The sequence below is a fragment of the Endozoicomonas sp. SESOKO4 genome (genome assembly GCF_024606275.1).
In genome coordinates this window covers 1-12,514 of record NZ_JAHHPS010000479.1, presented here as the reverse complement: position 1 = coordinate 12,514, position 12,514 = coordinate 1, and the positions used below count along the sequence as shown (strand labels likewise).

Genomic DNA, 12,514 nt, shown 5'->3' with positions numbered 1-12,514 from the left:
GCATAGCTGTCTGTGTTGACAATGCCTGAAATTGGATGCAGGTCACGCTGTGTTATAGAAAAGCTCTGGTTTGATGGAAATTTTGCCTTCTGTTCAAACTTGACAGTGAAAAGCTCTGTCGACGGTTTAGCCTGACATCCCACAGATAACAAATTCAGCAGCAACACTGTTGCCGCAAAGATTGAGTGCTTAATAATTCTATCCTTGCATTCTGGTTTACAGAGAGAAAGGATAGATCAAGAAAATAAGCGAGCTTTTCTGTTAACTACCATCTGTTTAACATCAGAGCTGGCAATGAAAAAACATGACGGGTATCAGATAAGATCGTTATTGATTCACTTTACCTTTTTTGGGCTGAGGTGATCGTTCAGGTTCAGATCATCAGGTTTGTTTTTTTGATGTTTTCTTTTGTGTCCCGACAGGACTGCAGCACTCTTATAGACCGTCCTGCATGGTCGCGGTTGGCTATCATCGCTGAACAGGGTCATATCACAGGTTTGTTGCCGGCGGTGTTGTCTGAATTTGTGATACGACAGGGCTTGAGCATTCTTGCAGATTCTGCTGCAGGGTCGCAGCTGGCCATCTTCCCCAACCAGAGTCTCGTCACAGGTTTTTTGCCCGCTGTGAACGCTTCTTTTGTGATCCACCAGAAAGCGAGCATTTTTGCAGACCTTTCCGCATGGCCGTTGTTGACCATCCTCCTCGTCCACCATAACGTCACAGTTTTTTTGCCCGCTGTGATAGCTGCTTTTGTGAGATGACAGAGATTGAGCATTCTTGCAGACCTTCCCGCATGGCCGCTGCTGGCCATCCTCACCGATGACTGTTACGTCACAAGTTTTTTGCCCGCTGTGTTCCCCGCTTTTGTGAGTCGACAGGGCTTTAATGTTCTTGCAGATTTTTCCGCATGGCTGCTGTTGGCCATCCTTCCCGACCACGATTACGTCACAGGTTTGTTGTCCGGAGTGGTATCTGCTTTTGTGATCCGCCAGAGCTTTGCTATTCTTGCAGACCTCCCCGCACAAATGCTGTTGGCCATCCTCCCCGACCACGATCACGTTACAGATTTGTTGTCTCCTGTGGTATCTGTCTTTGTGATCCGTCAGGGCATTAATATTCTTGTAAACCTTCCCGTGCGGCTGTGGCGTAAATTGTGGGGCAGAATCGCATTGGAGTTGAATGTCTGGGAGTCGATCCAATGTTTCGAAAAGTGAGGAATCTATAGCGCCTTCAGGCTCAGAACGACTTATGCAACTAAAGCAATATCCATCAGTCAAATGGGGACATGAACTTTGTGCGGTAATCGGCGGCCATTCAATGGACTCACCACTATCGAATGATGGCCGAAATTGACAAACGCCACTACATGGATGGACGAAACAATTTAAATCTAAAGTGTGTAAGTATTGTTGAGGGTTTTCGTTACCATCGTCAGAGTCAGAATAGAGGAGATGAGCGAAATAACATGCAGAGTAGTTGTTGGCTGCCGGGAGTTGCTGGCCGGATGATTCTGATGGCGGGTATTGTGGCAAGTTATCTCCAGAGCCGAGCATTATAGTGGTGATCGCAAACGGGTGATACCCTCGTGTTAGCTGAGATCTTGCCTCTTCTTGTTCAATCGGGTTAAACCTTGATGAGCCCTGGTTCCAAGCATTTTTTAAAAGCCAACAGACGGCGACAACCGCTTTTAAACGTACACATGAATAAGGCTTGGAATACAAAGGGGCGCCTTTGATGGTCAGGATCAGTTCGAAACCAACCAGCAGTTGAGTGGCGTAAAGCCATTGCCATAAAATGGATCCAATAAGGATCGTTTTTATCCCATAACCGCCGGGTCTGAGTGGTTTCTGATCAGGTGATGAAGGTTGTCCTGCGAAGCCGATTGTGTTGACAGCATCTGAAAATCTATGCGGGCCACGCTGCTTTATAGAAATGCTCTGGTTTGTCGGACAGTTTGCCTTCAGTTCAAGCTCGATAGTAAAGCGTTTCGTACACGGTTTGGCCTGACAGACGACAGACAACAACGGTAGTAGCAACAATAACATCAGTGCCGCAAAGAGTGAGTGTTTAATAATTCCATCCTTGCATTCTGATTCACAGAGAGGAAGGATAGATCAAGAAAATAAGCATGTTTTTCTGATAAAGGCTTTCTGTTAAAAAACTATTGAAGTCATGCACCAGACCAGATCGTTACTTATTCACTTTAACTTTTTGAGTCCTGAAGTCCTCGTCCAGATCAGGATGCCTGCGTTTTCGATGTATTCTTTTGTGGTCCAACAGGACTTTGGCATTCTTGCAGGCTATCCCGCATGTCTGCTGATCGCCATCCTTCCTGACCACGGTCTCGTTACAGGCTTTTTCCTGGGTGTGGGTGACTTTTTTGTGATCCCCCAGGGCTCGGGCATTCTTCCAAATCGTCCCGCATGGTCGTTGCTGACCATCCTTCCCGACTACTGTCATGGCACAGGTTTTTTGCCCCGTGTGGTATCCACTTTTGTGATTGGTCAGAGCTGAGGCATTCTTGCAGATCGTTCCGCATGGCCGCGACCGGCCACCCCGCCCGACCACGGTCTCGTTACAGACTTGTTGACCGGAGTGGTCTTTTCTTTTGTGATCCGACAGGCTTCTGGAGCTCATGCAAACTTTCCCGCACGGTCGCTGTTGACCATCTTCCCCAAGCACGTTCTCGTCGCAGGTTTTTTGTCCGCTGTGGAATGTGAATTTGTGAGCCGTCAGGGTTTTAGCATTCTCCAAGACCTTTCCACATGGCCATCGCTGGCCATCCTTACCGGTCACCGTCACCTTACAGGTTTGTTGACCGCTGTGGATCATTCTTTTGTGATCCGAGAAGGTTCGGGCATTCTGGCAGACAATCCCGCATAGTTGCTTGTGACCATCCTCTGCAATGACTGTTATGTCACAGATTTTTTGTCCGGTGTGTTCTCCGCTTTTATGAGTTGACAGAGCTTTGGTATTCTTGCAGACCTTTCCGCATGGCCGCTGCTGGCCATCTTTCCCATCCACGATCACGTTACAGGTTTGTTGCCCGCTGTGGGATCTTTTGTGATCCGAAAGGGCTTTAGAGCTCTGAAAGACCTTTCCGCATGGTCGCTGCTGGCCATCTTTCTGAATCACAATCTCTTCACAGATTGATTGCCTGATGTGGACGCTTCTTTTGTGTTTCAACAGGGCTTTATAATTACTGCAGACTATCCCGCATGGCTGCTGTTCACCATTCTCCCCGACCACTATGAAGTAACAAATTTTTTGCCCGATGTGATCTCTGCTTTTGTGATACGACAAAGCTTCAGCATTCCGGAAGATCCTTCCGCAAAGCCGCTGCTGACCGCTCTCCCAAGCGACTGCAATGTCACAGCTTTTTTGTCCGCTATGCTTTCTGCTTTTGTGACTCGACAGGGCTTTAGCATTCTTGTAGATCCTTCCGCATTGTTGCAGCTGACCATTCTTCCCGATCATGACCACGTTACAGGTTTGTTGTACGGTGTGGTATCTGCCTCTGTGGTCCGACAGAGCTCCGGCATCCTTGCAGGCCATTCCGCATGGACGCTGCTGGCCATCCTCCCCAATCACTGTCACGACACAGGCGGGATGCGTGGCAGCGCTGGCGACCCCTTCACTCATTGACTCCATAGAGTTGCAGCGATCGGTGGAGGTGCCATCCACGGCATGCGCTTGTAGCTTAGATTGTGGGTGAGAATCGCATTGGAGTTGAATGATAGTGAGTTGATCCCGTGCTTCGAAAAGCAAGGAATCTGTAAAGTCTTCAGAATCAAAACGACCTATGCAACTGAAGCAATATCCATCGGCCAAATGAGGGCATGAACTTTGTCCGAAGTTCTGCTGCCATTCAGCGAGGTCACTGCTTTCGGATATTGTTCGAAACTGACAAATGCCATGACAGGGGTGGGTGAAACAATTTAAGCCCAAAGTATGTTGGTGTTGTTCAGGGTCAGCGTTACCGCCGCCGGAGTCTGAATCCGGGGGGGGAGTGAAAGGGTCTGTAAGCTGGGTGGTGGTTTCCTGAGCTTGCTGGCTGGATGGTTCTGATGGCTGGTGCGGCTGTTGGTTTTCTCCAGAGCCCAGCATTATAGTGACTGCCTTAGACGGTTGACTCTGGCGAGCCAGTGCAGCTGAAACCTCTTGTTGTTCAACCGGGTTAAGCAGCGGTGAACAGGTGTTCCAATAACTTTTTAAGAGCCAACCGACAGCGACAAACACTTCTATAGGTAGCCATGAACCAGAGGTGGACTTCAGAGGAGCGGTTCTGGTGGTCAGGATCAGTTCGTAACCAACCAGCAGATGAGTGGTGTAAAGCAACTGCCACGAAATTGATTCAATAAAGATCGTTTTTACCCCGTAACCGAAGGGGCTGAGTGGTTTGCCATCAGGCGTAAAATGTGATCCTGCATAACGGTTTGTGTCGACAATGCCTGAAAATGTGCGCTGGTCACGCTTTATAAAAAGGCACTGGCTTGATGAAAAGTCTGCTTTCTGATCAAGCTCGACAGTACCACGCCCTGTCCAGGGTCTGGCCTGACAGACGACAGACAACAACAGTAGTAGCAAGTAGAGTGGTGCCGCAGAGAATGAGTGTTTAATCATTCTATCCTTGCATTATGGTGTACAGAGAGGAAGGATAGATCAAGAAAATAAGCGTGTTTTACTATTAAAGACCTCCTGATAAAAAATTTTCGAAGTCATTTACCGGATCAGATCGTTACTGATTCACTGTACGTTTTTGAGGGCTCAGGTCATCGTCCTGGTCAAGATCAACAAGCTTGCGTTTTCGATGTGTTCTTTTGTGGGCCGAACCGTCCATCCCGGCCACTGCCTTGTCAGAGATTTGTTGCCCGTTGTGCACTCTTCTTTTGTGATCCCACAGGGCTCGGGCATTTTTCCATATCGTTCCACATGGCCGTTGATGGCCAGTCTCCCCGACCACTGGCTTGTTACAGATTTGCTGCCAGCTGTGGTCTCTTCTTTTGTGACACGACACGGCTAGAGCATTTGTCCAAATTGTTCCACATTGACGCTGATGGCCATTCTCCCCGACCACAGTCAGGTCACAGGTTTTTTGCCCAGTGTGGTACTGGCTTTTGTGAGTCGATAGAGATTGGATATTCTTGCAAATCTTCCCGCATGGCCTCAGCTGACCATCCTCCCCAGTGATTGTTTCAACACAGGTTTTTTGGCCTGAATGGTCATTTCTTTTGTGACTCCACAGGGCTCTGGCATTCTTACAAACCTTTCCGCATGGGCGTTGCTGGCTATCCTGCTCGACCACGGACACGTCACAGGTTTGTTGACTGCCGTGAGCACTTCTTTTGTGATCCGTCAGGGCTTGATTATTTATCGAAATTGTCCCGCATGGCCGCTGATGGCCATCCACTACCACGGTCTTATTACAGGCTCTTGGCCCGCTGTGGGTCATTCTTTTGTGATCCGAAAGGGCTTGAGCATTCTTGCAGACTATCCCACATGGACGTCGCTGTGCGTGCTCTCCCTCAACTATCACATCACAGGTTTTTTGGTTGCTGTGGACTCTGCTTTTGTGAGCTGACAGAAAGTAAGCAGTCATGCAGACCTCTCCGCATAGCTGTTGTTGACCATCTTCCCTGTCCACTATCACGTCACAGGTTTTTTTTTCAGTGTGATATTTGTTCTTGTGAGACGACAGAGCCTGAGCATTCTTGGAGACCACCCCGCATGACTGCGGCTGGCCATTATCCCCGACTACTACCTCGTTACAGGTTTGTTTCCCGGAGTGGTCTTTTCTTTTATGAGCTGAAAGAGTTTTAGAGCTCTCGCAGACTTTCCCGCATCGCTGTCGCTGACCATCCTCCCCGAGCACTGTCTCGTTACAGGTTTTTTGCCCGCTATGGACTTTTCTTTTGTGACCCGACAGGGCTTTGGAAATTGTGTAGACTTTCCCGAATTGTTTCGGCTGATCATTTATGTCGACTACTGTCTTATAAATAATATATTGTCTTTCTGAATCTGCTGCGGAGGGTAACTGGGTAAACGTAAAGGAAATTCCTTTTTTTTGTAGGTCGGATGACTTTGTTTTTAAAAGTACATTGTATTGGGCATGTGCATCGTGATCTGCTGATTGTCGGAATTGACAGACGCCTGCGCAGGTATCTACGAAACAATTTAAGCTCAAAGTATGTCGGTGTTGTCCAGGGTTTCTGTTACCGCCGCCAGAGTCAGAATACAGTGAGCCAGTGAATGAGTCTATATACCGGGTGTTGGCTTGAGGGCCTTGCTGATCGGATGATTCTAAAAGCTGGCCTTGCTGTTGGGCGTGCCCAGAGCCATGCATCATGGTGATGGTGGCAAACGGGTGATCAACCTGTGTCAGCATATATGATGCTTCGTGCTGTTCGATTTGTTGCTCAATCAGATTAAACAACGGTGAGTTTGGGTTCCAATAGTTTTTTAAAAGCCAGCCGACAGTGATCAACATCTCTAGTGGTAGCCATGGATATGGATTGGAGCTTAGAAGAGGAGTGTTGATGGTGTGGATCAGTTCGTGACCAAACAGCAGATAAGTGGAGTATAGCCATTGCCACGAAATCAATTCGATAAGGGGCGTTTTTACCCTGAAACCGGCGGCTCTGGGTGGTTTGTTATCAGGCGGCGAATCTGATCCTCTATAACCTTTTGTGTCCGCAATACCTGAATATGTATGCTGGTCACGCTTTATAGAAAAGCTCTGTTTTGCTGAAGAATCTGTCTTCTGTTGAAGCTCGACAATAAAACACCTTGTCAAAGTCTCGGCCTGACAGGAAACAGACAACAATAGTAGCAGCAACAACATCGGTGCTATAGAGAGTGAGTGTTTAATCATTATATCCTTACGTTCCGGTTTACCGCGTGAAAGGATAGATCAAGAAAATAACTGTGTTTTATGTGAGCGACCTTCCGTTAAAGAAACATTGAAGCAGACGTATCCGTTGGTGAGCCCCCGGACGGCGTGATCAAGAGCTATCCCGGGATAGATGGATGGCTTCGAGTATTTTTTAACGACTTTTGTCTTCAGATAGATCTCCTGATGAGAAGGCCTTATCAGATCAAGGACTGAGGTCGTTGTTCTGGTACAGTTCCTCATGTTTGCGTTTTCGGTGTCTTTTTTTGTGATCCGATATGGCATTAGCATTCTTGCAGAACTTTCCGCATGGTCGCGACTGGCCATCCTCCCCGACCACGGTCACTTTACAGGTTTGTTGCTCGCTGTGGACACTTCTTTTGTGTTTCGTCAGGGCTCGGGCATTTATCCAAATCGTCCCGCATGGCTGTTGCTGGCCATCTTCTCTGTCCACTATCACTTCACAGGTTTTTTGTCCGGTGTGGTAAGCACTTTTGTGCGTCGACAGAGCATGAGCATTCTTGCAGACCACTCGGCATGGCCGGGGCTGGCCACCCTCTCCAACCAGGGGTACGTCACAGGTTTGTGGTCCGCTGTGTCCTTCTCTTCTGTGACTCGACAGGGTGATGGCATTCTCGAAGACCTTTCCACATGGCCGGGACTGGCCATCCTCCCCAACCACTGGCAGGTCACAGGATTGTTGTCCGGTATGTTTTTTTCTTTTGTGATAGTAAAGGGCTTGAGTATTTTTACAGACTTTTTTGCACGTTCGCGGCTGGCCATCCTCCGCAGCCATTGGCAGGTCACAGGATTGTTGCCCGGTATGTTTATTTCTTCTGTGATCGTAAAGGGCTTGATTATTTTTGCAGACTTTTTCGCATGTTCGCGGCTGACCATCCTCCCCGACCACTGTTTCGTCACAGATTTTTTTCCCGCTGTGGATTGTTCTTTTGTGAGTCGACAGGACTTTGGAATTTTTGCAAACTTTTCCGCATGGCTTAGGCTTGCCATCTTTATCGAACAATGTCAAATAACAGACATGTTGTGTTTCCGGAGTCTCTGTCGTGGGTGACAGTCGGGTAAACGAAAAGGATATCCACTTTTCTTTAAGATAGGGTGACTCAGTTTCTAAAAGCGCATTGTTCTGATCATACACACAGTTATCAGGATCTACTGATTGTCGGAATTGACAAACGCCACGACAGGTATCTATGAAACAATTTAAATCCAAAGTATGTGGGTGTTGCCCAGGATTTCCGTTCCCGCCGCCGGAGTCAGAAAAGGAAGCAGTGAAAAAGCCTTTGGAGCAAGTGGTGGCATCCGGGCCTTTGTGACCGGATGATTCTGATGACTCGAGTTGTGGTTGTTCATGTCCAGAGCCAAGCATCATGGTGATGGCTGCAAAGGAATGATCCCCCTGTTTCAGTATACCGCTTAGTCTGAGTGGTTTGATATAAGGTGGCGAATCTGATTCTGTAAAGCCGTTTGTGTTGGCAATATCTGAAAATGTATGCTGATCATGCTGCGTTCTAAAAAAAAACCGGTGTGTTGGAGTATCTGCTTTCTGTTTAAGATCGAGAATAAAATGTCTGGTCAAAGGTTCAGCCTGACAGGCGACAGACAACAACATTTTCAGCAACACTAGCAGCAAAAATAGCAGCAACAGTGGTGCCTTAGAGAGTGAGTGTTTAATCATTCTATCCTTATATTCTGGTTTACTGGGAAGAAGAATAGATCAGGAAATTAGGTGTGCTTTTTGTTAAACAACCATTTAGGCGCAGCTGTATCCGTTGCTAAGCCAGGACAGCTCGATCAGGTGCCATTCGGGGAAAGATGGATGGCTTGGGGTATTCATTTAAACGACTTTTATCTCCTGATAGTTCTCCTCATGAAAGGACGAGAGGCAGATCAAGGACTGGGGACATTGTTCTGGTCCAGATCATTAAACTTGCGTTTTAGATGTGTTCTTCTGTGGTCTGTCAGGATTCTTTTACTCTTGCAGACCATTCCACATGGTCGTTGTTGACCATCCTCCCCGACCACTGTCACGTCACAGATCACCCGTCCGGTGTGATATTTGCATTTGTGAGATGACATAGAATGAGCATTCTTTAAGACCACCCCGCATGGACTAGGCTGGCTACCCTCCCTAACCATTATCATGTGACAGGTTTGTTGCCTGCTGTGCTCTTTTCTTTTGTGAATCAACAGAGTTTGAGCATTCATGCAGTTCTTTCCGCATGGCCGCTGCAGGCCATCCTCCCCAACCACGGTCACTTTACAGGTTTTTTGTCCGGAGTGATTTTTTCTTTTGTCATTCCACATGGTTTTTCTGGTATCAAGGATCTTTCCGCACGGCTTCGGCTGATCATCTTCTCCGGCCACGCTTGTTTTGCAGGTTTTTTGCCCGTTGTGATTTCTGCTTTTGTGAGACGACAAAGATTGAGCATTCTTGCAGACAGTCCCGCATGGCCGAGACAGACCATCCTTCCCGATCACTGTCGCCTGACAGGTTTGTTTCCCGCTGTGGTCTTTTCTTTTGTGATCCGACAGCGCTTTAGTACTCATGCAGACTTTACCGCATGGCCGCTGCTGGCTATCCACCCCGACCACTGTCAGGTGACAGGTTTGTTGTCCAGTGTGATATCTTCTTTTGTGATCCGTCAGGGATTGAGCATTCTTGCAGACTGTCCCGCATGGCCGAGACAGACCATCCTTCCCGATCACTGTCAGGTTACAGGTTTGTATCCCGCTGTGGTCTTTTCTTTTGTGATCCGACAGGGCTTTAGAACTCTTGCAGACTCTCCCGCATGTCTGCTGCTGAGCATCCTCACCGACCACTGCCAGAAGACAGGTTTGTAGCCCGCTGTGGTCTCTTCTCCTGTGATCCCGCAGGGATTGAGCGCTCTTGCAGATTCTCCCGCATGGCCACCGCCGACCATCCTCTCTGATCATTGTCGCGGGACAGGTTCGTTGTGTGTTTGAAGTCCCTGCTTGAGAATGGAAGTGGGGAAAAGTAAGGGAGATTGTTTTTTCTTGTAGGCCGGTTGACTCCGTTTCGAGGGATGCATTGTTTTGGTCATATGCATGGCGATCAGAATCTAAAGAGTGCCGGAATATACAAACGCCATTGCAACTATTTACGAAACAATTTAAACCCAGAGTATGTGGGTGTTGTTCAGAGTCTCCGTTACCGCCGCCCGAGCCAGAATGCCGGGGGCTGGTGAAAATGCCTGTAAGTTGGATGGTTGCCCCCGAGGCTTGCTGGTCAGATGATTCTGAAAGCTGGCCTTGTTGTTTCTGTCCAGAGCCAAGTCCCATAGTAATGATGGCAAATGGTTGACCCTTCTGTGTCAGCTTGGGTGCTGCCTCTTGTTGGTCAATTTGTTTTTCAACCGGGTTCAACGACGGTAAATCTTGGTTCCAGTAGCTTTTTAAAAGCCAACCAACAACGATAATCGCTTCTACAGGTGGTGACGGGTGAGGGATGGCTCTTTTAGGGGTATCTTTGATGCTAAGGATCAGTTTGTAATCAACCAGCAGATGAGTGACGTAAAGCAACTGCCATGAAATCGATTCAATAAGGGTTGTTTTTACCCCATAACCGTAGGATCTGCGTAGTTTGCCGTCGGGCAGTGAAGCTGATCCTGCATAGCTGTTTGTGTCGGCAATGCCTGAAAATGTTCGCAGGTCACACTGCCTTACAGAAAAACTCTGGTTTGCTGGAGAATCTGTCGTTTGTTGAAGCTCGACAATGAAGCGTCTTGTCAACGGTTCCGCTTGGCAGATGACAGACAAAAACAGTATCAGCAACAGCGTTGTCGCAAAGATTGAGTGTTTAATCATTCTACCCTTGCGTTTTAAGTTACAGATAGGAAGGATAGATCAAGAAGGTAAGCGAGTTTTTTCTCAAAGACCTTCTGTCAAATAACTTCTGTTAAAAGCTCAAAGTTGCAACGGATAAAACCTCATGAAAGGGCGGGTGTCAGATCATGGATTGGGGTCATCGTCCTTGTTTACATCAACAGGTTTACGTTTGCGATGTATTCTTTTGTGATCCGAGAAGGCTTTAGTATTCCTGCAGATCTTTCCGCATTGCCGCAGCTGGCCATCCTTCCCGATCAAAATGATGCTACAGGTTTGTTGCCCGGTGTGTTCTTTTCTTTTGTGACACAACAGAACTTCGATATTCTTGCAGACCGTGCCGCATGGTCGTTGCTGGCCATCCTGCCCGATCACTGCCAGGTCGCAAGTTTGTAGTCCACTGTGGTCTTTTCTTTTGTGATCCGCAAGTGCTTTAGTACTCTTGTAGATCTTTTTGCATGGCTGCGGTAAACCATTCTCTCCGTCCACGCTTACGTAACAGGTTTGTTTCCCGGTGTGATATTTGCTTTTGTGGGTCGACAGAGCACTAGCATTCCTGCATGACGTCCTGCATGGCTTCGGCTGACCATCCTCCCCGACCACTGTCTCGTCACAGGTTTGTTGCCCGCTATGGTCTTTTCTTTTGTGACCCGACAGGACATGAGGACTCTTGCAGACCTTTTTGCATGGCCGATGCTGGCCATCCTCCCCAACCACGGTCATATCACAGGTTATCTGCCACTTATGGAATCTGCTTTTGTGAGACGACAGAGATTGAGCATGCTTGAAGACCGCGCCGCATGGCCGCGGCTGGCCGTCCACGACTATGGTTATGTCACAGGATTTTTGCCCGGTGTGGTATTTGCTTTTGTGAGATGACAGCGATAGGGTATCCTTGTAGACTTTCCCGCATGACTGCAGCTGGCCATCCTTCCCCAATACTTTCACGTCACAAGTTTTTTGTTCGATGTTTTCTTTTATTTTCTGAGCTAACAGGGCTTGTACTGAGCTTGTTCGGAAAAGATGGGGTTGGTCCTGACCCGGTTGGAATACTTCAGTGTTTGTTTGCCGGGCTGCTGAATGGCTGAGCGTAAGGGAAAATCCGGCTTCTTCGAGAATACTACTTGGATCGAATGGCTCATTAATGAATCCAAAATCATTATTGATGGCAGGCAAATGCCCGAGCGTAAAGGCGACCCCGTCTGAGGTGACCCCGTCTGAGGCGACCCCGTCTGAGGCGACCCCGTCTGAGGCGACCCCGTCTGTATGGTTGCAGCTATTGGGCAGATTACCATTAATAACATACGGCTCTGGCTCAACTAGTTGGTCGAAATAGAGTGAGAATTGACTGTCAGAAAGTTCCTGCAATTCTTGAAAAAGCGAATTATCCAAGGAGTGTGTAGCTTTTTCAGGATCAGAAGAGCTTATGCAACTTAGATAGTGTTTATTCGTCAAGTCAGGGTATGAGCTTTGTCCGGTATTTGCCGTTGCTCCTAATTGAGCGATTTCTATTTTTGTCGTCTGTATCGGTGCGTCGGACTGCTCACAGCGGGACTCAGCGGGCTTTTCGCCATCGGATGATTGCCGGAAACTGCAAGCACCATTACAGGGATGGACGAAACAATTTAAACCCAGAGTATGCTGGTGTTGTTGTGGGCCTCCGTTATTGTCGTCATAGTCAGAAAACAGAAGGCTAATGAAAGAGCCTGTAAAGTGACTGGTGGCTTGAGAGGCTTGCTGACCCGATGATTCTGATGGTTG

6 protein-coding genes are annotated in these 12,514 nt (G+C 47.9%); all 6 read right to left on the bottom strand.

Features of this window, described 5'->3' with window-relative positions:
* Window positions 1-335 precede the first annotated feature (335 nt).
* Window positions 336-2,045: a hypothetical protein gene (locus tag KDK16_RS09110; RefSeq protein WP_257275713.1), complete on the bottom strand. Its 1,710-nt coding sequence runs from the start codon at window positions 2,043-2,045 to the stop codon at window positions 336-338.
* A 145-nt stretch (window positions 2,046-2,190) separates the two neighbouring features.
* A complete protein-coding gene (locus tag KDK16_RS09105; protein ID WP_257275712.1) occupies window positions 2,191-4,623 on the bottom strand; it encodes a hypothetical protein in 2,433 nt (810 codons plus the stop codon).
* A gap of 115 nt (window positions 4,624-4,738) precedes the next feature.
* Complete coding sequence (locus KDK16_RS09100; protein WP_257275711.1) at window positions 4,739-6,871, bottom strand: hypothetical protein; 2,133 nt, start codon at window positions 6,869-6,871, stop codon at window positions 4,739-4,741.
* A gap of 223 nt (window positions 6,872-7,094) precedes the next feature.
* A complete protein-coding gene (locus KDK16_RS09095; protein WP_257275709.1) occupies window positions 7,095-8,585 on the bottom strand; it encodes a hypothetical protein in 1,491 nt (496 codons plus the stop codon).
* Between the two features lie 212 nt (window positions 8,586-8,797).
* Window positions 8,798-10,735 (bottom strand): hypothetical protein, encoded by a 1,938-nt coding sequence (locus KDK16_RS09090; protein WP_257275708.1) that lies wholly within the window; start codon window positions 10,733-10,735, stop codon window positions 8,798-8,800.
* A 144-nt stretch (window positions 10,736-10,879) separates the two neighbouring features.
* Window positions 10,880-12,514: hypothetical protein (locus tag KDK16_RS09085; protein WP_257275707.1), on the bottom strand; the 1,635-nt coding region annotated here is incomplete at its 5' end.